We start from the raw sequence: 26624 nt of genomic DNA, 5'->3' as shown, positions 1-26624 counted from the left end.
GTAAAAAGCTTATTATTTACCCATAGTGGCAGTATTCCTTTCTTGTTCCAAACCTCAATACGTAAACCTTAAATCACTTAACTGATAACAAAACTCTATAGGGGTTTATTTCTCATGCAACAAATTAAGCCTGTACAGCAGAATAAGCTGGACACAGTTTTGCCTGCGCCAACGAAATCAACGAACAAATCGGTATACCCTGTCACTTCAACACAAAGCAAAACTGCCAGCAACTTAACAAGTGACAACTCGCAGCTTGGCCTATTAAGTCGGGTTACCAATGACAAGGATGGTACTCAGCCGATTTATAGCGGAACGCCAGTAACTTATACTGACAATCCAGACCAGCCAGGCTTTGGGTTTAATGGAACGCCTACAACTGGAACGCCTGTTGGTGGTGGTAATACAAAACCGATTAACACTGGTACACCGGTAGTTAACCAACAGACAACAGGTAACTCTGATGGTGGTCTTATTTCAAAGATGCCGCCTAAACCAGGAACGCCGTATACCGGTGGGAATGAGAATAGCGCGACAACCCCACCTAAAACCCCTAATGGCAGCAATCAACCGCCACAGCAACCGCCACAACAGCCAGGCACAGGCCCAACTAATCAGCAATACATGGTGCCATCGCAACAAGCACAATCGATCGACTTTCAAGGCAACGACTTTGTAAGTAATGGCTATAACGGTGTTCAGGGTGATCAGCAATACGCCTACAACCCAAAGGACCCATCACTAGTACAGAATCAAATCACCGGTTTGCTTGATCCTAACAGCGATATTATGCGCAAGGCGCAAGCTCAAGCTCAGGCTTACAGCGCTCAACGTGGCTTGCAGTCGAGCTCAATTGGTAATGAGGTCGCATTATCCTCAATGATTGATAAAGCACTGCCAATCGCACAACAGGACGCGCAAACCTATAATCAAGCGCAAACACTGGGATGGAATCAAAACTTTACTAATGATCAGGAAAACCTAAAGCGTGAACACGATGCGGGTATGGCTGATAAGCAAGGCGACATTAACAATCAGGTCCAAAATAACCAAATGGAATGGCAAAGCCAAGAAAAGGGACTTGATAGAAACTTTCAAACTCAACTTGAAGATCTCAAGTATCGCCAACAGCTTGGTACATTGGACAAGCAGCAAGAGTTACAACTTGTTCAAATGGAAAAGAGCGCTAGCATACAAACTCAGCGTGATGAAATTCTCAATACTTACCAAGTTGAATTAAACGAATTACAGAATGACCAGCGATGGAAAGAACTTAACGCGCAAATTGACTCTCAAGTATCACTGCGTCAAATGGAACTTAGCCATGATATGAGGGTTCAGTATGGTAACTCTATTGGTGATGCAACTAATGCTGCACTGCAAGCGGTTGGCATGGCTATGACGAACCCGAACATGACTAAAGAGCAGCAATCAGCAGCAGTGCAGGAAATTATGAACTCACTGTCAATGCAGACCAATATGCTAGGCATTCTTTATGGTGCTATTCCTGCGCCAGCGCCTGGTACGAGTACCGGCACAAATACGGGGCCAGCAACAGGAATTAGCAACCCTAATCAACCACAAATCCCTTACCCTACAACAACGCCTGGCGCAGCAGTAGGGGCGAATGGTGGCACAACAGCGCCTAGCGTTACCGATGGCACTGGTACGGCTGGCGGTGGCGGTGGCGGTGGATATAAGCCAGCTCAAAAGCAAAGGTAGAATAACCGATGATTAGGAATGCCGAACATAAAGACCTGATTACCATGCTGGATATTGGCAAAGAAACATTAGCAAAAGCGCCTGCTTATCCGGTAGATTTTGATGAAAAAAAAGCAGCGTATATGGTGCGAAGATGCATTGCTGACAAAAACATGTGTGCATTTGTTTCTGAAGTTAACGGAATTGTAGTTGGGTTTATTTTAGGCATTCAAGAAGCCCATTTTTTTAGCCAAGATTGGTACGCTACTGACTTAACATTTTGTGTTGATGAGCAGTATTTAGATCAAGGCGTATGGTTATTAAGGCGTTTTATTCGATGGTGTAAAGCTAATCCAAAAGTAAAAAGCATTACATTAGGGTTAAGCTCAGGTATTGATAGTCACGCAAGAGTGGGTAAGCTATATGAGTGCCATGGTTTAAATAATATCGGTGGTTTATATCATCGAAACATTACTAAGGGTTCATTATGAGTGGTGTAGTGAAAGGCGTTAAAAAAGTATTTAAGTCGATCGGTAAGGTGGCTAAAAAAGTTTGGACTGCCATTAAGCCAATCGTGAAAGTTGTTGCTATTGCGGCAGCTATTTATTTTGGTGGTGCAGCCATCATTGCATTGGGAAGTGGAGGTACAGCCGCCGGAGGCATTGCCAGTGCTTGGGGTGGTGTTACTGGTGCAGGATCTGCCATTGCAGGAGGTAACTTTGCTGCCGCGGGTTCATCTATTGCAGGTGGTTGGACAGGAGCGGCGGGGGCTGGTGCAGCTGGTATCGCAGCTACAGCCGCGCCTGTTGCCGCAACAACCGCAGCAGGAACAACCGCCGCAACAACCGCAGCAGGAACAACCGCAGCAGGAACCGCAGCAGGAACCGCAGCAGGAACCGCAGCAGGAACCGCAGCAACTACAGCCGGAACAGCCGCAGAGATTGGCGGTGGTGTTTGGGGCGCTGGTAATGGTGTAGCCCTAGCCGATGCCGCAGGAGTAGCCGCTACAGGAGCCGCACCAATAGCCGCAGCCGCAGGAATGACAGCAGGTGAGGGTTTACTCTACAGTGCAGGTATTCAAGCGGGTACATCGTTAGTCGGTGGAGCAATGCAAGGTAAAGCTGCAGAAAATGCCGAAGAAGATGCTCGAAAACGCATGACTTACTGGGGCGTTGATGGTGAGGGTAAACAATCAGATATTAACGTGGGTGGACTACTAGGTAAAATCCAACTAGCCCCAATGTCTAGCGTCACCCCTTATGGTTCGCAAGTTAAACAACCATCAACGCTAGACGAACTAACACAAACAGTGGGGTAGGTAATGGAAAACATTAACCAGCCAGATGATGAAAAAAATGAACAAATGATGGGTCAGCAGGATAATGAGCAAGCTGAACGCGATGATTTAACACCAGAAGAAGATCAGCAAGTTAATGAAGCAATGCAAATTGCTGATGTTGTGATCCATGGTGACGGCAAAACAGGTGATGACATTGCCAAGCTTGTACTTGAGTCACAAGATGTAGCTACAGGAATTGGCACCGCAATTGCGACAGTTATTTTAATTGTGAGCAAACAAATGGACCTTGCAGACGATCTCCTTATGACGCTAGGTACATATCTGTTAGTTGAAATATCAGATTTAGCGATCAATGCTGGCGCAATGTCTGAGGATGAACTAACCAAAGATTTTATTGATACTGTTGTGAGCAAGGCTTATAGCAGCTATCTAACGGCTAAAGAGGGCATGGGTGAGCTTGATAAAGATCAATTAGCGCAATCTGTTGCAGAAGCTAACCGGCAAGGTGATGCGCTTGGTATTAAGCCAAAGCAGCCAGAAGTAGATAATCCACAACCAGAAAAACCGATGAACCAGGCTCAAGGCTTATTGTCGCGTGTATCGCAAGGGGGTATGTAATGTCATTACTCGCAGGTTTAGGTCGTGGACTGCAAGAGGCAGGCCGCGCAGCAGGTAACAACTTAGCCGCTTACTCGCAAATGCTTAACCAACAAGACCGCGATAAAATGCGTCAAGCCAGTATGGATAAGCGATGGGCGGTTGAAGAATCACGCTACAAAGCATCGCAAGCTAAGAGCGAAGCGAGTGAGGCCAAGTCTGATGTGCGCTATGAAGAATCTAAGGCGCTTAACGAATCGCGCTATCAAGAAACCAAATCCCGTCAAGAACTCATGGACAACGCCTCAGTTGACAGAGCCTATCGTCAAGATGATCGCGAGTCAGCTAATGCATTATCGTCTGGTATCGAGCGCTTAGATAAAATTCGTACTGATAAAGAGAAGCAAATTAAAGAAATGTTCACGGACCCAATGACCAAAAGCGTTATGGATCCCGATGGGTATAATGCCGCTATGTCTGCGTTACGTGATGAATACTCAACGACTGCAGCAACACTGGTGCAGCGTTCAGGGTTAAGCGAACAACAGATTAATAAATATGGCTTTAGTGCTTACTTACCTGATGAACAACCAGCAGCTAAAACGCCAGAAGCCGTGCCCACAATGCCAACTCCTGAGCCGACTACGCCGATGCCTGATATTGCATCATTAGCAAGCAAGGTAAGAAGTAGCAAGCCTAATGCTGCTAAAGCATCGTCTGATGACTACAGTAAAATGACCGGCAAAGATGCAGCGTTAGAATACTTGCTTAATGACCGTGGTCAAATTAACCAGCCAATGGGAATGTTAAGGCCTGAACAAATTAAGCGCCAACAGCAATTAAACCAAAGCAGCATCAAATCCGCTTATGGCGCAGCATCCTTACCAACTTACTAAACCTTTTCCCGCAGCAACCCTTTGCCCGTCCTTGTGACGGGCTTTTTTTTGAGGTTTTTAAATGTCATTAACCAACTTTGACCCAAGTAAATATCGCACGACAACAGCAGCGCAAGCGCAGCCAAACCAAGAGCAAGGTCGCTTTGGTGATGTAGTCGATAGTTTTCAATCTGGTGCGTCTAGTGGTTTAGGCGGCATATTTGATTTTGTGGGTGCTGATGGTATCGCTAAATCACTCTATGGGATTGCTAACGAACAGAACACGCAAATGTCGCAGCGTGGCCAAGAAGCTATGGCTAAGCAAATGTTTGTCACTAACGAGGATGGTGACGTTGGGTTAGGTGAGGGCATTACCGACCTTGATACCTGGTTACTGCAAATGGCCAACGTAGCCGGTCAGTTTATCCCTACTGCAATACCAGGCGCAGGCGCAGCAGGTTTAGCAACCAAAGCGTTAACACTGGGCACTAAAGGTGCCAAGGTCGCACAAGCCGTTGGTATGGGTTCAACGGGTGGCGCAGCGGCAACCGGTCAAGCTATGGACCAGGCGCGCCAAGAAATATTAAAGATGCCGGATCAAGTGCTAAGTGATTCAAAGGTATTCGCAAACAAGTTTTTAGAAATCGACTCTGCTAACCCAGAGCTCGATGATATGGCCAAGTGGAATAAAGCCAAGGCAGACCTTGCCGAACAAGTAGCAAGTGAAGTGCGAGCAGACCCAAAGGTCCTACTCGCTAACTTTGGTGCATCTGCAATTGGTGATCCGATTATAGGCCGAGCGTTAACCGGTGCGCGCTTAGCAAAGTCGGGCGCGTTTAGAAGTGCAGTTTATGGCGGTATTACTGAGGGTTCAACCGAAGCATTGCAAGCAGGTACTAGTCAATATGGTGTAGACGATGCGCTTTCTAAAATCGATAATCGCGATGCTATGGCTAACGTCAAAACTGCCGCGCTCAATGAGGGTATTATTGGCGGTGGCTTTGGTGGTGCGGCTGGTTTTACAGGTGGCTTACTTAATCGTGTGCCAAAAGAGCCTGTTACTAATCCTAATGCTGACGCTATTCGTGACACTAACCCGGGCTTAGCCGGTGCGATGGATTCAATGGCACAGCAAGAAGCTGACCGTAAAGGTTCAATTGCACCAGGACCCGCACCACAACAACCGATTTTTGACGAAGCCGCAGCAGCACAAGCGTATGGCTTTAATAATAACGGCGTTAACCTAGATCAACCCGCAGCAGCAAGGCGCGCCAATATGGGCGATACCATGCAAGCCGGCAGCTTTGGCGATCAGGCTATTGCACAAGATAACGCTAGCCGTGGTCGCAGTTTCCCCACTGTTCCAGGTCAACCGTTATCAAAAGTGGCTCAAGGTGTACAAGATGCGCAGGCTTTATCTGATAACCGTGTCGCGGGTGAATGGTTACCGCCTGAAACAAACGGCCGTAGCGCTATCACTGGTTTGCTTGCATCACCTAGCATTGACTCTGAAACCCTATCCGCTGAACAAACTCGCAACGCAATGTCCGCACAGGACCCAACACCATTAACCCAATCGAATACCATTTTCGGTACCGATGGCAGACCAATGCAGGCGGCAACCGAGTTTACTCAAGGCGTAGAGCGTGACGTTAACCAGCAGCCAAAACAGATCACAGATAAAAACATTATCTTTGCTGATGACCAAAGCGGTGTAACAGTTAAGGGTAATGGTTCGCCGTTCGGTAGCGCTAAAGAGGCATTAAGCAGCAAGAAAGCGCGCCAAGCTAAACGCGATGGTATTGAAATTGAAGCAGTTAAGCTACCAAAAGGTTACGGCTGGGCTAATGTGTCAACGGCTACTGATCAAGGGGGCATAAATGAGACAGTGGATCCAGCAAACACAACAGGCGCAAGTAATATCGATACTGAAAGCGCTGTAGTTGAAGCAGAGCAAGCTGCATTAATAGGCGACAAGCCATTAAATACCGAGCCAGCTCAAGACTTATCAGGTGAAAAGATTGATAACGAATGGACTCGCTTTGCTGATGACACGCAAACATTAAATATTCCTCGGGCTGAAATGCCACAGATTAAAGCTGAACATCGCGGCGCTATGGTTAACTTTATGAATGCGCGTGGCATTGAACATGCTAAAGAAGAAGTTCAAGCCGATTCGCTTAAGCCCACTCAAGCCGAGTTCTCACCAGAAAAAGTTAAAAAGGCGATGGGCTTTACTGATAATGACCGCTCTATTTTAGTATCGTCAGACAACTACGTATTAGACGGCCATCACCAGTGGTTAGCCAAGCGCGAGAACAAACAGCCAATTAAGGTTATCCGTCTTAATGCACCAATTAAAGAGTTGGTCACATTGGCCAATGAGTTTCCTAGCTCGAGCAAAACAATTGAAAGTGATGCCATTCAGCAGGTTAATACTAATGATGGTGTAACAGAAACCCTAGACCAAGTACAAGCAACGCCTAAGCCATTAGTGGAAACCACGGCTATCCCAAGTGTATTGCGAGTATCTAAAACAAAATGGCTTCAAGCAGAAGCTAAAGCGCAAGGGCTTAAAAAAGGTTCCCCAGGTTATGACGATGCACTAGCTAAAATTGATGAAGCCTATGAGCCTGCTATTGATAAAGCGCTTGCTGAGTCATCATTTGAAACATATCAGAAGCTTAATAGCGACACTTCGGCAAGAATTAATCGAATGGCTTATGACGAACTAAGGAAAGATTTTGGTTTAGGTGCTGAGGTTGATGCTAGTAAAAGTGCAGTTAAAAATCTTACTGAGAAACCTACCGAAAAACTAGCAGAAGCCATTAGCGACTTTGGTGAAAAATTGGGCGGGGCTAAAAAAGATGTGTGGGGTGGATTTGATGAAGCGATTAAAGATCAGCAAAATACCACTGAGTTACCACTAAGCCGTTCGTGGCCAGAGCCAGATTACAAAGCGCTTAGTGAAGCGGGTGCAGATAAAGAAACGCTCGCCCTCATTGCCGCTATGCGCGCCGAGATACCATCTAAACCGAGAATGGCTCACAAGGTTAAGCGTTGGGCTGATAACGTTAATATGCTTAAAGGGTTCGCTCGGTCACTATTAAGTGGCTCATTGTCAAAAGATGAAATACTAAAAGGCATGAGCGCTCGCTCAGGCAAGTTAGAGTCAGTAGCTAGAGCCGCAAAAGTAATAGCTAAAGCAGATATTGAAAACTTAAAAAGTGTTGCTGATTACAGAATTGAATCTGGTAACTTTGGCATATTTAACGGGGTAACTTATAACCCGCTCAAGAAGATTTACTTCATTACTCGCAATGGGCGTACTGACTACAAGAATGGTAGCGAAAAACTTGCTGATGTTGAAGCCGCTTTAGAGCGTATCGTTAAACAAGATCAATCAACTGGTTCAACAGGCAAGCAAAGTAAAATCGGCGTTTACTCTGACCGATTATCAAAACAAGTATTCTTAGGTTGGAAAGGTTCTTCTGGTGTCCTACGTATTCAAAACTTTGAAACAACAACCGAAGCTAGGGCCTATCTAAAAGATAACCGCCAAGAAATCGAAGATAAACTCACCAAAATCAAATCAACACCTAACGAACGCCGAGCGGTTAACAATGCTCGCGTTGGTCCTGAACACTTTGCCGGTAACGTTACGCCTGAAATATTTAATGAAACCTTTGGTTTTAGAGGTGTTGAGTTTGGCAATTGGGTTGAGCAAGGCAAACGTCAAAAAGATTTAAACCAAGCTTATGATGGCCTAATGGATCTCGCTGACTTGCTAGGCGTTGAACCTATGGCGTTATCGCTGGACGGCGAGCTAGGGTTAGCCTTTGGCGCTAGGGGTTCTGGTGGCACTAATCCAGCAGCAGCACATTATGAGCCTGGTAAAGTAGTTATTAATCTAACCAAAAAGAATGGTGCCGGATCACTTGCGCACGAGTGGTATCACGCAATGGACAATTACTTGTCTAAAAAGCGTGGAGATAAAGGCTACGTTTCTGAACGCACTTATGAATTAATGAATAAAGGCATACGCAAAGAAGTTATCGATGCTTTCAAAGGTGTGCGTGAAGCGATTAATGCCAGTGGTATGGTTGATCGCGCAATGGCATTGGATAGCCGCAGGTCAAAGGCTTACTGGGCGCAAAGCTATGAGTTAAGCGCTAGGTCATTTGAAAGCTTTGTGATCAGCGAGCTGGAACGCAAAGGGTTTGCTAACGATTATTTGGCTAACATTCAAGGTGAAGATGGATGGCTGCAAAGCGATCCAGACATTGAAGATTACCCATACCCAACAGCAGATGAGCAACCAGCAATCAATGCAGCTTATCAGCAGCTATTCGATACGTTAGAAACCCGCAAGACAGATAAAGGTATTGAGTTCTTTAATAAGCGCCAAGCGCCAACAACCAAGCGCAAAGGCACTCTAAGCCGCAACGCAGTTGAGCAAGTGGCCGAAAACACCATGAAGAAGTTAAACGATGGTGGCGGTATCGGCGTTAAGGTTTTCAATACTCAAGCTGAGTTTGAGCTTAACTTTAATCTGCCAAAAGATTACTACGCTGGCCAAACCATATTCGGTGCCTACGACAATAAGCGCAATATGGCTTACCTTGTTTCTGAAAACTTCACCAGCCTAGATGAAGCGCGCAAAACCTTAACTCATGAAGTGCTAGCGCATGGCGGCTTGCAATCGACTATTGGCACTCAGCGTTATCAGGCATTTATTGATCGCATTATCGACAGCCGTAAGAAAAAAGACTTTGCTGATGTGTGGGCCAAAATTGATAAAGACTACAATGGCGCCAGTGAGCGCGTTAAAGCAGAAGAAGTATTCGCTAAGTTTGTCGAGGATACACCGGAGCGCGGCAGCTTAAAGCATTGGTGGAACGCCTTTACCACTTGGTTACGCCGTCAACTTGAGCAAGTTGGTATTCTCAAGCCGCAAGATACCAAAAACGACATGCTCGATATGATTGACTCGATTATGCAAGGTTTTAAAAATAAGCAGAAACGACAACGCAGAGCTGATAGAGTCTTGGGTAAAAGAGATACTGCGCCGAGTGAAATAATGTACAGCAAAAATAGTGATGACTTAATCAGCGATAGCAACGGCGAGCCTATCACCTTGTATCACGGTTCAGGCGCTAAGTTTAGTGGCTTTGATGAAAGATTTTTAGGTTCATTCACTGGCGCTGATTCAGCAAAAGAGGGGTTCTTTTTTACTGATAACGAAACACTTGCCAATCAATTCAAAAGTGAATCACAAAGAAGCAATATTGATATTGACGCTATAAGCAAGAAACTATCCAGCATGAACGATGCTGATTTTATCAAAGCTTATAACGAGCTTGGTTACGATGATTATTATGGTGACTTAAAATACCTTGATGGCGCGGAGCTGAAAGCTGAAATTACAGACGCTAAAAAAGTAATGATGGCAGAGCTTGAAGAAGATGCTAATGCGCACATCGATGACAGGGGTAAAGTGTTTAATGTATTAAGCAAGCACTTAGGTTATGAGTTGTTTGATGTTGGCGATATTAAGTCAGTTAACCTAAAGATGGCTAACCCGCTAACCGTGACACTTGATGAAGATTATCAAGATGATGTAATCACAAAGTCTATAAAGAAAGCGAAAGCAGACGGCAATGATGGCGTTATTTTTAAAGGTTTGAATGATGCGGCAGTGATTGACGACAAAGGCAATGGTGCTATTAAGTCTGATGTGTATGTCGCGTTTAAAGCAGATCAGGTTGTTGAGTTAGATGACAACCTCATGTTCAGCAAAACAACCGAACCTGATACCCGCACAGCCAAAGAGAAACTAGGCTTAGGCGACCAGGCAGAAGAAACCGCAACCCAGTACGTCAAAGAAAAATACAACAACACGGTTAACACGCTCAAAGACTCAAGCTTTTGGAGTAGATTAAACGAGGGTATTTTTGACGGATTAAGCGGAATTAAAAATGCCGAAGAAAAAGCAGGTATTACCGACCCCAATAAAATGGGTTATGTATCTGCCCGTTTAGCATCTGGTCTTGCCGATGTGTTGCATGGTGTATTCCATTACGGCGCGCCAGTTTGGAAAGATGGCGTGATCCAGCGTAAGACTGATACAAAAGGTTTGCTTGAAGTGTTTGGTATGTTGCCAGACGACAAGCTAAACAACTGGCTTGCCTGGATGGGTGCCAATCGTGCTAAGCAGTTAATGGCCGAGGGCCGTGAAAACAACTTAACCCAGACCGATATTGACGAACTGCTAGCACTGGCTGACGGTAATGAGGCGCTATTTGAAGAAGTACGCACCGAGTACAACAAGATTAATTCATCAATCCTTGATGTTGCACAGGAAGCCGGATTGATTAGCCCCGAGCAGCGCGGCGGCTTTGATGAAGATTACTATGTGCCATTTTTCCGCGAACAAGATGTTGATCCCGAAATGCAAGATATTGCATCAATGGTGCTATCGCCTTACTCGAAAAAAGGTTTAGCCGGTCAGTCGGCCAAAATCAAAGAGTTGAAAGGTGGCAAACAATCAACCAAGGATTTGTTAGAAAACATCATTCACCGTCATTCAACGCTTATCGATGCAGCGCTTAAAAACAAAGCCATGCTAGAAGTTGCCGATAACCTGGCTGATTCTGGTTACATGGAATCAGTTGATAGCCCTGAATTTAGCAAGCTTACACAGAAAGAGTTAAACAGTATCCAGCGAGTAAAACTGATGCGTAACGGTATGGCCGAAACCTATGCAGTATCGGATCCCTCATTGCTGCGCGGTTTAATCTCGGTTAACGATGCCGGTAGTAATGCGCTATTTAATCGTATCGGTCGATCTGCTAAGCGATTCTTAACCACTGGCGTTACGTTGTCGCCTGACTTTATCTTTAGAAACTTTATTCGTGATGCTGCTCAGTCCTGGATGATCAGTAAAGATGGATTTAAGTTAGGTACCGACTCGATTAAAGGGTTGAATAAAGCCTTTAAAGAGGATGAAGCTTACCGTGATTTGATTTTCAGCGGCGCAGCATTCCAGGGCGGTTACGTTCACGGAGCAGACCCCGAAGCAGCAGCGCAGCAAATACGCCGAGCGCTTGCCGCTAAGGGTTTAGGTAACGGTGCAATTGATGGTTACATAAAATCACTTGTTAGCAAGGGGTCTACATTGCTTGAGGCTTACCGCAATGCCAGCGACAAGATTGAAAACTCAAACCGCTTATCAACTTATGAAGCCGCATTAGCCAAAGGTAAATCAAAGCGTCAATCAGCATATGAAGCCAAGGACCTAATGGATTATTCCCTAAAAGGGAACTTTGCGCTTATCTCTACCATGATTGATTTTCTACCGTTCTTTAATGCCAGGCTTCAAGGTATGAGCAAGCTAGTGCGCGCATCAAAAGCAGGTGATGGTGATAAGGTCCTTAAATACCTATCCGCTAACCTGGCAATGAAAGGTATGAAAGTTGCTGCGTTCTCACTTGCGCTTGCTGCAATGAATGATGACGATGACCGTTATAAAGAGTTACCCGATTGGGACAAGGACGCGAACTGGCATTTTTGGCTAGGTGATGATCACTTGCGTATTCCTAAACCATTCGAGCTTGGTATTGTGTTTGGTACCATGCCCGAAAGATTATTCGGATACGGATCAGGAAATCAAACCAGCGGGGATCTTGGTCGCTCTGTTGCTCATGCAATATTTAGCACGTTATCACTTAACCCAATACCACAAGTTGCACTACCTATGGTTGAGGTTATGACTAACCGGTCATTCTTCAAAGACACACCTATCGAGGGTATGGGCGATGAACGCCGATTACCTGGCGATAGATATAGCGCGTATACCAGTGATGTGGCGCGTGAAATTGGCAAAACGTTTAATGTATCACCTAAAAAGATTGAGCATCTAATCAAAGGTTATAGCGGCACCATGGGCGCTTATGTCTTGGCAATGTCTGATGTTTTAGCAAGACGAGCGCTTGGCAAGGTCGCACCTGAAACACCATTAAGCCGCTATCCAATGATCAAAGCGGTTTACGGTGGCGATGCGCCTGCAGGTTCTACTTACTTCCAAGACCAGTTTTATAACTCACTTGATGAAGCTAATCAGGTATATGGCAGTTATAAGCGCGCAATGGAGGAACGCGATTCTGAATACATGATGAAGCTGCTAGAAGATAATCGCGATAAGTTGGGCGCACGTATTGCACTTAACCGTGTACAGCGTCAAGTATCCAAGCTAGGCAAGCAGCAGCAAATCATTAATAACAGTGATATGAGCAGTGCAGATAAACGCACTAAGTTAGATGACTTAACCCGCCAGAAAAATGCGCTTTATCAAAAAGCCTATCTTGGCTTTAAGCTGAGAGAGTGGTAATTTCATCAAAGGCTTATTACATGATTAAAAGGGATTTTATGAGAAACATTAAACTTGCGTTATTGATTGCAGCATTATCCATATCAGGTTGTGGCGGTGGAGGTGACGATAATTCATCAAGTACAACCCAGACAATAACAACACCAACGCCAAAACCATTGGCTGATTATGTACTAAATTCAGACAAGTTAAGGCAGTATGAACTTGGTGACTATGTTTCTTATACGTTTAATTTTGACGAGACTTATAGCGATGGATCGGGTCAGTATTGGAATGGTGGCAGTTTAGAATGGCAGATTGAAACAGATTCAAATGAATGGTACGACACCGATGGAAGTAAAACCTTAATATCAACTTATACCGTAGATATAGATGGTTTTGTTGAAAATCAAATAACTGAACGCTTTATTCAGTCAAGCAGGGTTGATTACCCAGAAGTATCTGGTGGATATAATTTAATATCAGACAAAGACATTTTAGTTGTTGATAAATCTTGGGATGACAACATTTATTGTATTGCCTATAGAATCGATGAAAATACATGTTACCCAGTACCTTTATCACCTAGCGAATTTAAGGTCGGTTATAGTTGGGAGTTTGCAGGTAAAAGTAATAGGGGTTTATCGCTAATAACTATGGATCCCAAAGGACTGTATGATTCTATTGTTAAATGGGAAGTTGAAAAGAAAGAGGTCATTGAAACTGAGTTAGGGAGTTTTGAAACCTATAAACTAAAAATGTATCGTGAATTAAGCACTCAAACCACAACATCAAGAGTTTACTATGTTACTGAGGGCTATTACTGGTACTACCCTCGGATTGGTGTTGTAAAGGCTGACATTGTAAAGAGTCAACGTTTTAGTGGTAACAGCACTCCATACCAAAAGAATGAAATTGATTACACTATAAATTACACAAACATACCGATCTAACATCAAGGCTATATTTAGTGGCCTTTTTAATTAAAAAAACTAACTACCACCCCATAACCGCACTAACAAACAATCCCGCCATACAAAACAGACCAAGCAGGGCGAACAAGCCCTCTTGTGTTTGCCTCCAACTTGCCATCGATTTACCCCCAACGACAAACATATATAAGCCGAGGCATATTATCGGCAGGCCGATAAGCCAGCTAAGCTTTTCGCCTGCCGCATATCCCGCGATTAAAAGTGCTAGCATTGCTATTATGTGCATTGCGGTTCCTTTGTGTATTCCTTACATGCCACAATCTTAGCGCCAGTAACTTTGCAGCTTTCAATTACTGGCATCTTGCTAAAGTCCAATTGTGAACAATCCTTATTGCGGCTAATACAGTTAACGCACATGCCGCCCTTTGGTTGGTGTTTAGTCATTTTATGTAGCCTTACGTAGAGCATTCATAATAAAGAGTTCAATTTTTTATCTATAACTCTATTACATAGCTTACAGTCAACCTCTGCTTTATCTTTTGTTACTGTAACTCCTGCAAATCCGCAAGCGGCCTGATTATTGAAATAATATTCTGACTGTCCATTATTCCTATGGTCGAACCCTACAACCTTAAAATGAATTTTTTTGCTCATATTGACCTCACTAGATAGACAATCACATTGGTTGAGATAGCTACTCTCCCCAGTTTTTTTCGATAATTTCAGTTGCGCTAATGGCGGTATGAATAATGTCTGGGAAATTTTCCCCACTTTCATCAGCGAAATAGACTAAGCGAATTGAGCGGCAATCTAGTTCTTGAATAACTTTTTGCACATCAGTATCTAACGCACTCAATACACCATACCGCTTATGCTCAGAATAACTCGCCCAATAATCCCTATTAAAATCAATAATCCCTTCATATTTTTCAAGAAACCATTTTGGTAGGTTCTTTATGTCTGGAACCATCGTGTCGCTTATAACTTGATGCCTGTAACCCATAAAGCTTCCTTAGCGCTTGCAGTAGATTAATCACATTGGTTGAGATGACTTGCAGGATTCGAACCTGCGCTCTTAGGGTATCCCCTCTGCTCTACCAGACTGAGCTAAAATCACCTCACCAATATAATTATACTTAGGTCTGCGCACTAGGACTTGAACCTAGAGGGTGGACGTACTCGCGTATACGTGATTCCACAACGACGGTTCGCACGGCTTTACCAATTTGCCCATACGCAGACCTAAATATAATTAACCGCATGTGCGGTAACTTGTGCCGGTGCGTCCACCTAGTAATTTGCAGAAACTTACCACTGGCCTTAAAAGTAAAGGTCTTATTGATAGCTGTGCTATCAGTGTGATTAGCTTGGGACTAATTTGTGGCTTTACTGGGCTTTCCATTAATCACAATACAAATTAAACCACACTAAAAAGTTACCGCAAGCATGGATTTTGCAGTTGTGAAACTTTCAAGTATACTTTAGCCACTTTTATAGTTTTGTACATGAGCGTGTACATAGCCTTGAATTTACAGATGCAATGAGTGCTTAACTTGTTGTTTATAAAAAATATATAGAAAAAGAGTCAACTAATGAGTGAAAAATTGCAGAAAGTCTTGGCCCGTGCAGGCCATGGCTCCCGTCGTGAGATGGAGGCATGGATTGCTGCAGGCCGAGTTAGTGTTGACGGTGAAATATCTGGTTTAGGTGATCGTGTTGAGGCTGATGTCAAAATACGTATCGATGGCCGCGCTATTTCATTAAAATCAGCTGATGACATTGTTTGTCGTGTACTGGCATACCATAAACCTGAAGGTGAGATTTGTTCGCGCAAAGATCCTGAAGGCCGTACTACCGTGTTTGAACGTTTACCTAAAGTGCGTGATGCTCGCTGGGTTGCGGTAGGTCGTTTAGACATTAACACTTCAGGGTTACTATTATTTACCTGTGATGGTGAGTTAGCTAACCGTTTAATGCATCCGTCGAATGAAGTAGAGCGTGAATACGCTGTGCGTACCTTTGGTGAAGTGTCAGATGTCGCAGTACAGCGTTTACGTAATGGTGTGCCCTTAGAAGATGGTCCAGCAAAGTTTGACAGCATCAAACCTGCTGGTGGCGAAGGTATCAACCAATGGTGGCATGTGACCCTGAGTGAAGGGCGTAATCGTGAAGTCCGTCGTTTGTGGGAATCGCAAGAAGTGCAAGTCAGCCGTTTGATCCGCGTGCGCTATGGCATGGTTGAATTACCAAAGACCTTACCCCGTGGTGGCTGGATCGAGCTGACTATTGACCAAGTAAACTACTTACGTAAACTTGCCGGTTTAGAAGCTGAAACCCGTTCAATTTTAGGTACCGACAAACACAGTGTTGCGCGTTCTAAAGTTAAAAGCGCTAAAATCCGCCGTGCAGTGCGTAAGCATAAAGTGGTCGGTAACCATGGAAAACCAAGTCGTCAGCGTAGCTAATGTCTTGATTTAGGTTAATGTGAATAAGGTCGCGGATGCGGCCTTTTTTTGTGGTTTGTTTAACGGACAATTATTTTTTCTTATCCTACTTGTCAAAAATAAATTCTCAGATATGATCCACAAAATTTACGATCTCTTATGCGTAATTTGACGATTTATGTGCAGTGGTATTTATGTTGATTATCAGGAATGTATGAAAAAATTATTGTCAGGTTTATTAGTATTATGTTTAGTGGCTTGTGCATCAGTACCTAGCTGGCAAGGCATGTCTGAGCGTGAGATTAGTCAATGGAAAGCCATCGGCTTTGATTCGACCCAAGCGCAAAACTGGCGTGTAAGGGGCTTTGGACCTGCTGAATCTGATGGTTGGATAAAAGCTAACTTCAATTTAGACACCGCAACCATTTGGGCTAAAGAATCATTTAATGTTGATGAAGCACAAGTGTGGAGCGAAGCAGGCTTTGAGATTGAAGAAGCCGTGACTAATCGTAGCAAGGGCTTAACCCCAGTGAGAGCCAACTAATCAGATGTCTGTGCTAAACACTTTGTTTTGTTGGATTTTACATCGGATTGGCGTTTTTTGAAGCGTTCAGTTCGATGTGATCAATGTTTTAGTTGCTTGGCCAAAAAAAATCAGTAAAGTGTGCTTCAAGTTAAGCGGGAGGCGAAATCCGCTCAGTTTATCTTATGTAAAACAAATTAAGTGAGTTGATGTTTTTCTATCAAAGCACACTAAGTTTGCCCGAGTGGTGGAATCGGTAGACACAAGGGATTTAAAATCCCTCGCTGAATAAGCGTGCCAGTTCAAGTCTGGCCTCGGGTACCATTATAATCTCTAGCAATAGAGAGTGGTGTAAAAAAGCCTCAACATTAGTTGGGGCTTTTTTATGTCTGAAATTTGGTTGTAATGGTAATAAACGTTAGAAACGGTGAGAGTGATAAAAGCGAACAAGCCTAGGTACTAGAACGGACTTCGTCCTGCTAGTTCGCTACGCGGCTATAAGAGCGGGTGAGGTCTGAATGCTGCAGTTATAGTCTCTAGCTGCTAAGTACTCTAGTACTTAGGCTCTGAATGTCTAACGTTGGCTTCAGTAAGCCCAGCATTCAACCGTCTTCCCGCTACTGCTGCAGTTATAGTCTCTAGCACCTTGATTTAACGGTTAAGTGTTGATTAAGGTTTTTAAAGCCGGTGATGCTTTAAAGCTAGGTTGATTAAATCCGTCAATGTCTATTGTTTCACCTGTTTGTGGATTACGCCCTAATTTGGGTAAATAAAAACGCAGTTCGAATGTGCCAAATTGGGGAATGTAAATCTTCTCGCCTTCAGTAAGCCCTTGATGAATCACCGCTAAAATTTGCTCTAATTGCGGCTTAACTTGGTTTTGTGGGATGGCCAATTGTATTGCCATTGATTGAATGAGTTGTTTTTTATTCATAAGAGTCTCACAGTTATTATCTTAATGCTGGCTTAAGTACACGCTAACGTCCCTTATAACAACTCAGGATTAACCTTCATAGCAACTTGATGATAACCGCATGCTAATTGGTTATTTTTTATAATGTTGCTTGATATATGTACACTAAGGTAACGCTTTGGTATTAAGTTTTGTTGCTCAGATGTATCTGTTATTCAATCCTGCTCAACATTTGCCATACTGGAATAGTGGTTTAAGAGTATGCTCAGTCATTACGTTATGCTGTTTATATGCAGTAATATCGTTAACGGGTTTGGCTAACACCTCATGGTCATTTGCAAATGTGCCCATGAGTGTTAACAAGGGTTGTTTTCATTATTCATGGGATTAAGAAACCATATTGAGTAATAGTCGGTGTCCGTTATATCGATTTTTAAACTTTATTAATAGGCTGATTGCGATAAGAGTATGCCTTAGCGTAGAGATAAAAGTGTGATGGGGAAGAACATGAACAGTGGTTTAGGCTTTGTGAGGGGATATAAGTGCGTAGCATGGCTACTGTTATTTATTTCGCTGTTTTTGTCGGCGAATGCACGAAGTCAATTTGATAACTTAACACAAAACCTTTTACTTCAGTATCTTGCAGAACCGACATTAGAGCGTGAACAGTATTTAACAACGCTACAAGCGGGTACAATATCTGAGCAACTAGAGTCTGTCGATATTATTCAGTTATCTGTCGCTGATTTTTGGCGTCAAAAAAATGTGCCGTTATCTTTTGATAAGCTCAACTCAGGGGCCAGTATTGTTGAGAAGAATATTAGTTTAGAGCCTGAAGTCGATGATTATCTTTGGGTTGTTAATTACCTTCGTAAACTTATATGGTTATCGCAAACACAATCATGGCCAGCTATTGAACCTGGTGGTTTGTTACGCCTAGGTGATGGTCATCAAAGCATTAAACTGATTCGTCAACGGTTATGGTTGTTAGGCGACGCTATTGAGTATGCTGCGGATGAAGTGGTCTATAAAGAAGACCTAGCGCAAAGCGTTAAACGATTTCAAGCCCGTCACGGCTTAACACCTGATTCAGTTATCGGGCCAAAAACGTTATTTTGGTTAAATCAAACACCATTAGCGCGCGGCCACTTATTGGCAAAAAGTTTTGTGGAAAAAACCGCTTATTCAAGCCGATTATCTCAACCATATTTATTGATCAATATTCCCGCTTTCAACATGGTGTTAGTAGAAGATAATCAAGTGGTACTGCAATCGAAAGTGATTGTGGGTAAGTCGTATAGGCAAACACCAGTCATGCAGGGTAATATTTCAAATATCGTACTTAATCCCACTTGGACAGTACCGAGACAGATATTACGCAAAGATGTGTTGCCTCTAATTCATAAAGACGGCCATTATTTAGCTAAAAAAAAGTTTGATGTGTTTGATTATGAAGGTCACCTAGTTGAGAAAAGTGCACAGCAATGGCAGGAGGCTGCCGTAGGGCGGTTTCCTTATCGGGTTGTTCAACGCCCGGGGACATTTAATTCGCTAGGGCGATATAAATTCCATTTTAAGAACGATCTAGATGTATATCTACATGACACGCCTAATCCTGAATTATATCGCCAATCTCAACGGGCTTTGTCATCGGGGTGTGTGCGGATTGAAAAAGTACAACTGTTAGCGGATTGGTTTGCACGATATTTGATCATTGATAAGCGCATTTGGAACCGAATGCAATTAAATTACGATAAAACTCAGTGGTTTGCGCTATCTGCTACTTTACCTGTGCATTTGGTTTACTGGCGAGCTTGGGTTGATGATGAACATGTGGCTCAGTATCGGGATGATATTTATGATGTCGATTCCGTTGACGTTGTGAGTTTGATTGGCCAACATGCAATTTTTACCGATAAAGTGATCACGCAGTAATAATGAAGTAAAGTTAATCACTATGCTAAGGCATTGACCTATCTCACAGATTAGTCTTTATTTGCACATTTACTGTGCAAGATAAAATGACCAGACTTGCAATTATTGTCATTAATGTTTAATTTACTCATCAGTTGGGCAAAAAACCAACAATTCTCAGTGTTCAATTCTCAGTATTAAATTATAGAGAAATTAATTAGACATAAACTGTGTTCCATAACATGGTTAACTCCCGAAGATGTAGATTATAGTGGTGTGTAAATGACAGTAGAGTGCCTAACTCGTCGGCAGTTATTATTAGGCTTAAGCGGCGCCGCAGTGGTAACTCTGTTACCTAATACCGCTCAAGCAAGTCGTTCAACTCATGGTGTTAAAGATTTACGTTTTTATAACCTTCATACCGGTGAAAGAAGTCAGGGGAGTTTTTGGGTTGATGGCCAATATCAATCTGAGACACTGATTGAATTTAATCAAGTATTACGTGATCACCGCCAAAATATCGCCGCGCCGATTGATAAAAGATTATTTGAATATTTGTATAAATTACAGACTACATTAGATAATCATGATGAAATTAATGTTATCTCGGCTTATCGCTCACCCAAAACAAATCAAATGCTCGCATCGCGAAGTAACGGTGTTGCTAAGAAAAGTTTCCACATGAAAGGGATGGCGATGGATATTGCTTTACCCGGTGTGTCGACTAAACATTTACGAGATGCTGCGCTTTCTCTAAAGTTAGGTGGGGTGGGGTTTTACCCTCGCGATGGATTTGTACATGTTGATTGTGGCCCCGTGAGGCATTGGGGTTAATATATCTGCTTGTGGGCTGTTGGTGACTGTGGTAACATCTGCGCGCTTTATTTGAGTCATCGTTGGTCGAAAATGGTGACGCCTTCATACTTTATTAATTATTAAGTGAGTGACTAATGTCTTACACAATCAATGCAGAAACCCGCACAGAAATCGGGAAAGGTTCGAGCCGCCGCCTACGTCATGCAGATCAAGTTCCTGCAGTAATCTATGGTCCAGGTAAAGAGCCTATATCAATCAAGTTTGCACACAAAGACATCATTAATATTCAATCAAATGATGACTTTTATACAACTGATTTAACCATCTCTATAGACGGTAAAGAAGTTAGCGTTCGTGTAAAAGCTATTCAACGTCATGCATTCAAACAATTGATTGAACATATCGACTTCATGTTTGTTTAATTGCTGAGTTGAAAAAAAGCGCCTAAGGGCGCTTTTTTTGTGACTGAATTTTATCGCTAAATTCTATAATTACGCTAAACGCTAATCGATTTCGAAACTATAGTAGATATCCAATGATTGACTTAAGGTACTCGAGACACTTTCTAAATACAATTGTGAAAATAAATAATATCGCACGGTCATTTCATAACCGGGGTTAAATACTCCCACACCATACTTAATCATTAAGTCTTCGCCAACATAACCACTCACGGCCACTTTACCATCATCGTTGGTATCAAGTTGTACGTTGGAAAAACCAAATTTTTCAACCAGCCCCGTAGCAGTACTGCCAATGCTATTCATTGCTCCACCATCAAATTGAGAGCCTAAACTGAGTGCAGCACCCATCATTAATGAGTTGCTTTGTTGGTTGGTTGTACTGGTAAAGCCTTTACCCGTCAAAATATAAGATAACACCTCAGCTTGCTCTTTCGCGGGGTTAGAGAATAAGGTGACAACTGGACGCATTGGTGTGCCAGTGACTCGAACTCCTGCGGTTATATTGCTGTCTTTAATGTCTCTTGTTGCTTCTATATTCAGGTTTGGCAATGCTGTCGGACCAACAAATTGGACTTCACCGGTATCAATACTTAAGGTTTGTCCCATAAACTTATAGGTACCTTTATTGACTTTGATATCACCAAATAGCATGGGAGGCTTAAAAGCTTGCTGCTGTAGTACAAGATCACCTCCTAGCTTCCCCTTAAGACCCATACCATCGATGGTAAGGTTTTTACCCACACTGATATTTAAATCGGCCGTAACGGCGTAAGGACTGGTTCTAACCATTTTTTCAGAAACGGAATCGTTGAATACCACATCGTTTGATACTGCAACGCCTCCTTCTGCTAATTGAGAGATTTTTATTTGTCCTGATGGCACGTTGACGTTGCCTTTTATCGCAAACAGTTGCTCATCAAAGGTGATATTAATATCTGGAGAGACATTTAAGATTGCTATAGGTGGTTGAATAACAGCTAAATTAGTGCCTTTTATATCAATATCACCACTAAATTTTCCTTGTGGCCAATCGAGGGTCCCTTGAGCGCTCACTTGTCCGTCACCCATATGCCATTGGCCATTGAGTTGCCCTTGTTGGCCTTCTAGTGCCAGTGACAAGTAGATTTTATCGATCAATGTTGGATTGGTTGATAAGGAAAATGCACCGTCGTTGAGTTTAATATTACCCGATACACTAGGATCCATAAGGGTGCCGGATAAGCTTAATCGACTGGATAAAATGCCTTCTAAGGTTTCGATCCTAGGGAAGAACTCTCCAAAAGGAGCCAGATTCAGTTCATTAACATTGATCGTACCTTGTATGGTGCGATCAGGAGTGATGTTGACACTCAATTGACTTTGCCAACTGGCGATGCCGGACGAATCAAAACTTAATGAAGTAATAATTTGTTTTTCATCGAGAGAGGCTTGTAATAATAACTGCTGGTAGTCGATGCTAATGGTATTATTTTTGGTACGGCTAAGCTTAATGTTACCTGGCAAGAGCGTAAACTGAACATTGGCAGTGGGCTTTTTACCTTTAGCCCAATTAACTTGAGTGGTTAATGCCGCTTCACCGTGCCAGGTAATTTTTTTAGACAACATCGGTGCTAATGATTTACCTGGGTTACCGGTAAATGTCATATTGGCTTGGCCAGTGTGACCCAAATTAACATCATTGATTAAACATAATTTATTGTGGGGATGCACTAAGCAAAAACGGCCCACGCTGCCACGATGATTAAGTTGATCCCAACTGGCAGTAATTTGTTTATCTTGTTGCCATTGTCCAAGAGCATTACTGATCCTGAATTCTGTTAATTTGGCATTGAACTGTTGTTTATCGATATTGCTACTACTGGTCATTTGAGTGTTGATGACCACATCACCTTGAGTATTGAGCTTACTTTGTTGTTGATGTTGATTGCCTTCACTGAAGAATGCGATATCCGTCAGTTTATAGCTGTCCCATACGAGATTAGTATTATGCAGTTCAATCCAATACTTGTGCTGTGCATAGGGGTGGTAATTGGCGCGTAAATCAAGGCTGTCTATTTTACTGCCTTGGTAACTGAATTGGCTGATCTTTGCATTAATATCAACTATTGGGTCTGCACTATTGCCGGTTACATCAACTTTGGCAAAGATATTACCGCGGCCACCTTTTAGCCATTGGCTAACATCGGGCACGCTAAGTTCGGCAGCGATGTTCCAAGCTTTGTTGGCTTGGCCATTGATGACTAACTGAGCCCCCAGTGCATTTGCTTGAAGATTGGTCGCATTAATAGCAAGCTCTTGATTTAATGAAATATCACCTTGTAAATTCAATGGATAACCATTTAAATATCCTGTTAAGTTCGCATCTTGGACTGCCACTTTCCATTGTTTATCAGCGATGGTGCCACTGCTGTTAAAACGGCCACCGAATTTACTTTTGATGGAGGTTTGCTGATTAATATAATCAATGTATTGCAATTGAATAGCGTCGGTAAGCACATTGGCTTGCCATGTTATTTTATCTCGATATGACAGCTGTCCTGTCAGATCTATATTGCCAGCAACGGATTGGATATTAAGTTTATTAATGGTCAGTTTTTGCTTACGATTAACGACATCTGCAATAATAGCCAAAGCAGGGTGGTAAGGCGTGGTCAGTTGCCCTTCAAACTGCGCCACTTGGTCTTTAATATTACCTTGACTGGTAAAACGGCTAATATTGCTGGTGTACTGCGGATTTTTTAGCGGCCACTGTAATGCGGCGTCGGTAAGCGTTACTTGGTAATCAAGCGCTGCTGTGGTGAGATTCATTTCAGCGGCAAGATTAAAATGAGTATCGCCCTTAGCAATAGCGTTGATATTTAACCGACTTAAGTCTTGGGTGAGATCCAGCTGGAGTTGTTGTTGTTTAAGCCCCGGCAATTCAGGTAGATTATCCACATTGGCAACGAGCTTTAATGTGAGTGGATAATGGTCGAGTAAAGCTATTTCCCCCATAACACTCACATCACCATCATTGTGTTGAATATCCAGTTGGGTTATTCCAAGTTGAAATTGACGAAAACTGGCGGCTAACGCGATATGGCTAAAATGGTCAGCACGTTTACCGATAATGAGCTGACTTTCAGTGGCATTAAATTGCCTAACATTGACAGGAAAAGGCATAAATACTTGTGGCAAATTAGCCAGTGGCCATGAAACTGCTTTGGCGTCAGCAGTTTGATTAGTCGCTTTGTTCTCTGCTTGATGATTGGTTTGGCTTGCTGATGTTGTATCAGGAATATTGACGATTAGCCCTTGGCTTGTGAGTGATTCAACCACAAGCCCTGTGCTATTCCAGATGGCTTGAGTGGTTAAATTATCGGCATAAAATGTCATGTTATTCACATCAACAGTAACGTGTGCCAATTGGGCGTGGCTAAGGCTAATGTCAAAGGGTAATTCAAGCTCGGTAAAAGGGTCTTCGATATCACCTGTTTCATTAGCGTTTGTAGATACTGGAATTTTATCGCTGACAATGTTTACATCAATGCTCGATGCAACGAGATTTGTCACACAAATTTGTCTGTTAATCAAACAGGTAGGCAGCCATCCTAATGTTAAATTTTCTGCATTGACACTGATCCCTGGCATTGACCATGACACGTGATGCAAAGTGAGTTCACCATTTAAGGTGCCAGAGGCATACTCAACGTCAACATCGCTGACAAATTGATTGACTAGTATGACTCCCATTCTACTGCCAAATGGGGTGCCGATAATGATGGCAAACAGCATCAATAACACCAAAGGGACATAGATGAGTATTCGGGTATAAAGCTTAACACTGCGCCAAATTCTTGCCGATAGGCTGGTTGATCTGTTTACTTTTTTATGACTTGGCTTGAGTGATTCCTCTGATTGAGTATTTTGCTCATTATTTTGCTCATTATTTTGCAAAAGACTTTGCTCAGTATGTTTATCTATCATAAATCTGTTCCCATGGTTAAATGGAAACGATATGAACGTGCGACCGTCTCGGTTTCTTTTAAGCCAAAACCTAAGTCCATTCTAATTGGACCAATGGGTGATATCCAGTGCACCCCACCGCCAACAGATACCACGGGTTCAAATTGCTGAGTATCAAAAGCATTGCCAGCATCGACAAAGGTGGCGACACGCCAGGTTGGAGTAAGATAGTATTGATATTCTACGCTACCAATGGCTAAATAGCGTCCGCCGACGACCTGTCGAGATAAGCCTCCTTCGCTGTTGGTATAGTCAATATAAGGCCCTAATTCTTGATAACTGTAACCCCGTATACTTTGGTCTCCACCGGCGAAATAACGTAACGATGGTGGAATATTGTTAATATCATGTTTATCAACAATATTGGCCGCTAAGTCCATTCTGGCGACAAACCTGTGCTTATCAAATAGAGTATCAACCCATTTAAATCTGGCTTGTAAACGGCCAAGCCGAATGGTGGAGCCTAAGGAAGGATCAGCGTACTCAAGGCTATAAGTTTGACGATAACCTGACTTGGGATCGAGGCTATTATCACCACGAACGGTTTTTGTGAGGTTGTAACCCAATAAATAAAAACGTGGGTCGAAATCTGTATCGAGTTGATTATAGAATTCTCTAATAGACTCAACTGAATAACCATGTAACCAATTGCTTTTAGAGCGCCGTTGACGGGTTAATCCAACTAAGTACTTTCTAGACTCTAGTTGACCGGTATTGTTAAATTGACGTTTTTCAGCGTCATAATCTTGGGTGACACCATATGTGTCACGTAATATTCCTAGTTTTATTTTTAGTTGATCATCCAAAGGGTGGGTTAATGGAATAGTATAAGTCGTCAAAATTTTAGGTCGTTCAGGAGACCACTCTGCACTGGTTTCTTGATTATGGCCATAGCGATTTATTTGCGGCGTGCGCCAAGTGACTCGCACGCGAGGATCGACACTGTTTTCAGTACTGTTACCGATATCAGCACCTAAACCTACTCCAATAAGATGACTAGGGCGTGGACTTAACTGAACGTTAATGGGCACTACCCCCGTATCAATTTTATCTAATTGTGGTAATACTTTAATGTTACTGAAGTAACCTGTGTTTAATAAATTGCGATTAAACTCAGTTAATAGCTGTGTGGCGTAAGGCACATCAGCATCAAAAGGAATTAATGATTCAACAATGTCATCATTGAGAGTACTGCCTTCAAAGTGAACATCACCAAATAAATAGCGCTTACCAGAATTAAACTGTAGGTTAATTTGGGCGGTATTTAAGTCACGATTAATGTTGATTTCTGATTTGGTGTATTGACCATCAAAATATCCTCTTGCCAGCGCTAACGTGATTAACTGTGATTTTATCGAATCATAGACACCGTGGTTTAAGGTATCACCAGGCTTAATTTTTAGACTGTTTAGCCAGAGTGAAAAGGTATTATCTTGGAGCATGTCACCTTGAAAATGAATATCCACCCATTGAATAATGACCGGTTCTCCTGGGGTTATATTGAGGCTTAACTCCCAAGGGCCTTTATCATTCTCTTTAACATCAATATCTAAAATTGCATGGTAGTAGCCCATGGATTCAAGCGCATTATGGGTGTTATCGTCAACGGTAAATAAAAATGCACGCCGCTGAACATCGTTATCTGGCAAGGTGCCTAAATGAGCAACAATGTTCTTTTCAATTTTTTTCGGCACGCCGGTAACGTTAATTGTTAACCAATTTTCGTCGGCCAGCACAAAGCCTGACATCAGTAAGGTCAACGAAAGTAATAG

General features: G+C 42.9%; 17 protein-coding genes and 2 tRNA genes. 13 read left to right on the top strand and 6 right to left on the bottom strand.

What is annotated here, in order from left to right; all coding sequences use genetic code 11:
* Positions 1-114 precede the first annotated feature (114 nt).
* From AAEZ02_RS07700 to AAEZ02_RS07670, 7 genes are all read left to right on the top strand, one after another.
* Complete coding sequence (locus AAEZ02_RS07700) at positions 115-1722, top strand: hypothetical protein (RefSeq protein ID WP_351122542.1); 1608 nt, start codon at positions 115-117, stop codon at positions 1720-1722.
* A gap of 8 nt (positions 1723-1730) precedes the next feature.
* Positions 1731-2192, top strand: a complete 462-nt coding sequence (locus AAEZ02_RS07695; protein WP_351122539.1) for a GNAT family N-acetyltransferase — start codon at positions 1731-1733, stop codon at positions 2190-2192.
* Positions 2189-3019 carry a hypothetical protein gene (locus tag AAEZ02_RS07690; RefSeq protein ID WP_351122536.1) on the top strand — a complete coding sequence of 277 codons (831 nt, stop codon included), beginning with the start codon at positions 2189-2191 and terminating at the stop codon, positions 3017-3019. The genes AAEZ02_RS07695 and AAEZ02_RS07690 overlap by 4 nt, the downstream gene beginning before the upstream one ends.
* A gap of 3 nt (positions 3020-3022) precedes the next feature.
* The gene (locus AAEZ02_RS07685) at positions 3023-3619 is read left to right on the top strand and encodes a hypothetical protein (protein ID WP_351122533.1); all 597 of its coding nucleotides are present in this window, start codon (positions 3023-3025) and stop codon (positions 3617-3619) included.
* Complete coding sequence (locus AAEZ02_RS07680; RefSeq protein WP_351122530.1) at positions 3619-4494, top strand: hypothetical protein; 876 nt, start codon at positions 3619-3621, stop codon at positions 4492-4494. The genes AAEZ02_RS07685 and AAEZ02_RS07680 overlap by 1 nt, the downstream gene beginning before the upstream one ends.
* 61 nt (positions 4495-4555) lie before the next feature.
* Positions 4556-12862 carry an LPD38 domain-containing protein gene (locus tag AAEZ02_RS07675; RefSeq protein ID WP_351122527.1) on the top strand — a complete coding sequence of 2769 codons (8307 nt, stop codon included), beginning with the start codon at positions 4556-4558 and terminating at the stop codon, positions 12860-12862.
* A gap of 38 nt (positions 12863-12900) precedes the next feature.
* Positions 12901-13794, top strand: coding sequence for a hypothetical protein (locus AAEZ02_RS07670; RefSeq protein ID WP_351122524.1), 894 nt, complete (start codon positions 12901-12903; stop codon positions 13792-13794).
* A gap of 43 nt (positions 13795-13837) precedes the next feature.
* Here AAEZ02_RS07670 and AAEZ02_RS07665 read toward each other — a convergent pair whose 3' ends face one another.
* The 3 genes from AAEZ02_RS07665 to AAEZ02_RS07655 all read right to left on the bottom strand — a co-directional run bounded on the left by AAEZ02_RS07665 (position 13838) and on the right by AAEZ02_RS07655 (position 14891).
* Positions 13838-14059 carry a hypothetical protein gene (locus AAEZ02_RS07665; RefSeq protein WP_351122521.1) on the bottom strand — a complete coding sequence of 74 codons (222 nt, stop codon included), beginning with the start codon at positions 14057-14059 and terminating at the stop codon, positions 13838-13840.
* Between the two features lie 408 nt (positions 14060-14467).
* Positions 14468-14776 carry a hypothetical protein gene (locus AAEZ02_RS07660; protein ID WP_351122518.1) on the bottom strand — a complete coding sequence of 103 codons (309 nt, stop codon included), beginning with the start codon at positions 14774-14776 and terminating at the stop codon, positions 14468-14470.
* A gap of 42 nt (positions 14777-14818) precedes the next feature.
* A tRNA-OTHER gene (locus tag AAEZ02_RS07655) sits at positions 14819-14891 on the bottom strand.
* Between the two features lie 474 nt (positions 14892-15365).
* Between AAEZ02_RS07655 and rluB the strand changes: the two genes are divergently transcribed.
* The 3 genes from rluB (at position 15366) to AAEZ02_RS07640 (ending at position 17064) form a co-directional block, all read left to right on the top strand.
* A complete protein-coding gene (gene rluB / locus AAEZ02_RS07650; RefSeq protein ID WP_101030484.1) occupies positions 15366-16238 on the top strand; it encodes a 23S rRNA pseudouridine(2605) synthase RluB in 873 nt (290 codons plus the stop codon).
* A 193-nt stretch (positions 16239-16431) separates the two neighbouring features.
* Complete coding sequence (locus AAEZ02_RS07645) at positions 16432-16761, top strand: hypothetical protein (RefSeq protein WP_101030488.1); 330 nt, start codon at positions 16432-16434, stop codon at positions 16759-16761.
* Between the two features lie 217 nt (positions 16762-16978).
* Positions 16979-17064: transfer RNA gene (locus AAEZ02_RS07640), tRNA-Leu, on the top strand.
* Between the two features lie 334 nt (positions 17065-17398).
* On the opposite strand, the gene AAEZ02_RS07635 is transcribed toward AAEZ02_RS07640, so the two are convergent.
* Positions 17399-17674: an HU family DNA-binding protein gene (locus AAEZ02_RS07635; protein ID WP_101030490.1), complete on the bottom strand. Its 276-nt coding sequence runs from the start codon at positions 17672-17674 to the stop codon at positions 17399-17401.
* Between the two features lie 486 nt (positions 17675-18160).
* Between AAEZ02_RS07635 and AAEZ02_RS07630 the strand changes: the two genes are divergently transcribed.
* The 3 genes from AAEZ02_RS07630 to rplY all read left to right on the top strand — a co-directional run bounded on the left by AAEZ02_RS07630 (position 18161) and on the right by rplY (position 20805).
* On the top strand, positions 18161-19588 hold the full coding sequence (locus AAEZ02_RS07630; protein ID WP_351088581.1) for a L,D-transpeptidase family protein: 1428 nt from the start codon (positions 18161-18163) through the stop codon (positions 19586-19588).
* A gap of 261 nt (positions 19589-19849) precedes the next feature.
* Complete coding sequence (gene mepK, locus AAEZ02_RS07625) at positions 19850-20401, top strand: peptidoglycan L,D-endopeptidase MepK (protein ID WP_101030497.1); 552 nt, start codon at positions 19850-19852, stop codon at positions 20399-20401.
* A gap of 116 nt (positions 20402-20517) precedes the next feature.
* On the top strand, positions 20518-20805 hold the full coding sequence (rplY, locus tag AAEZ02_RS07620) for a 50S ribosomal protein L25 (RefSeq protein ID WP_101030500.1): 288 nt from the start codon (positions 20518-20520) through the stop codon (positions 20803-20805).
* Between the two features lie 81 nt (positions 20806-20886).
* Here the strand turns inward: rplY and tamB are convergent, their stop codons facing one another.
* Positions 20887-24813: an autotransporter assembly complex protein TamB gene (gene tamB / locus AAEZ02_RS07615; RefSeq protein ID WP_351088582.1), complete on the bottom strand. Its 3927-nt coding sequence runs from the start codon at positions 24811-24813 to the stop codon at positions 20887-20889.
* Positions 24810-26600: an autotransporter assembly complex protein TamA gene (locus tag AAEZ02_RS07610; protein WP_351088585.1), complete on the bottom strand. Its 1791-nt coding sequence runs from the start codon at positions 26598-26600 to the stop codon at positions 24810-24812. Before AAEZ02_RS07610 ends, tamB begins: the two co-directional genes overlap by 4 nt.
* Positions 26601-26624: the final 24 nt, after the last annotated feature.

Source organism: Shewanella sp. T24-MNA-CIBAN-0130 (assembly GCF_040310185.1).
GTDB classification, from domain to species: domain Bacteria; phylum Pseudomonadota; class Gammaproteobacteria; order Enterobacterales; family Shewanellaceae; genus Shewanella; species Shewanella psychromarinicola.
This window is presented reverse-complemented; position numbering and strand designations above follow the sequence as displayed.

What these genes read in the sequence shown, in the direction of transcription:
- AAEZ02_RS07700 (WP_351122542.1), top strand. Translation starts at nt 115, where the DNA reads ATGCAACAAATTAAGCCTGTACAGCAGAATAAGCTGGACACAGTTTTG.
- AAEZ02_RS07695 (WP_351122539.1), top strand. Translation starts at nt 1,731, where the DNA reads ATGATTAGGAATGCCGAACATAAAGACCTGATTACCATGCTGGATATT.
- AAEZ02_RS07690 (WP_351122536.1), top strand. Translation starts at nt 2,189, where the DNA reads ATGAGTGGTGTAGTGAAAGGCGTTAAAAAAGTATTTAAGTCGATCGGT.
- AAEZ02_RS07685 (WP_351122533.1), top strand. Translation starts at nt 3,023, where the DNA reads ATGGAAAACATTAACCAGCCAGATGATGAAAAAAATGAACAAATGATG.
- AAEZ02_RS07680 (WP_351122530.1), top strand. Translation starts at nt 3,619, where the DNA reads ATGTCATTACTCGCAGGTTTAGGTCGTGGACTGCAAGAGGCAGGCCGC.
- AAEZ02_RS07675 (WP_351122527.1), top strand. Translation starts at nt 4,556, where the DNA reads ATGTCATTAACCAACTTTGACCCAAGTAAATATCGCACGACAACAGCA.
- AAEZ02_RS07670 (WP_351122524.1), top strand. Translation starts at nt 12,901, where the DNA reads ATGAGAAACATTAAACTTGCGTTATTGATTGCAGCATTATCCATATCA.
- AAEZ02_RS07665 (WP_351122521.1), bottom strand. Translation starts at nt 14,059, where the DNA reads ATGCACATAATAGCAATGCTAGCACTTTTAATCGCGGGATATGCGGCA.
- AAEZ02_RS07660 (WP_351122518.1), bottom strand. Translation starts at nt 14,776, where the DNA reads ATGGGTTACAGGCATCAAGTTATAAGCGACACGATGGTTCCAGACATA.
- rluB (WP_101030484.1), top strand. Translation starts at nt 15,366, where the DNA reads ATGAGTGAAAAATTGCAGAAAGTCTTGGCCCGTGCAGGCCATGGCTCC.
- AAEZ02_RS07645 (WP_101030488.1), top strand. Translation starts at nt 16,432, where the DNA reads ATGAAAAAATTATTGTCAGGTTTATTAGTATTATGTTTAGTGGCTTGT.
- AAEZ02_RS07635 (WP_101030490.1), bottom strand. Translation starts at nt 17,674, where the DNA reads ATGAATAAAAAACAACTCATTCAATCAATGGCAATACAATTGGCCATC.
- AAEZ02_RS07630 (WP_351088581.1), top strand. Translation starts at nt 18,161, where the DNA reads ATGAACAGTGGTTTAGGCTTTGTGAGGGGATATAAGTGCGTAGCATGG.
- mepK (WP_101030497.1), top strand. Translation starts at nt 19,850, where the DNA reads ATGACAGTAGAGTGCCTAACTCGTCGGCAGTTATTATTAGGCTTAAGC.
- rplY (WP_101030500.1), top strand. Translation starts at nt 20,518, where the DNA reads ATGTCTTACACAATCAATGCAGAAACCCGCACAGAAATCGGGAAAGGT.
- tamB (WP_351088582.1), bottom strand. Translation starts at nt 24,813, where the DNA reads ATGATAGATAAACATACTGAGCAAAGTCTTTTGCAAAATAATGAGCAA.
- AAEZ02_RS07610 (WP_351088585.1), bottom strand. Translation starts at nt 26,600, where the DNA reads ATGTCAGGCTTTGTGCTGGCCGACGAAAATTGGTTAACAATTAACGTT.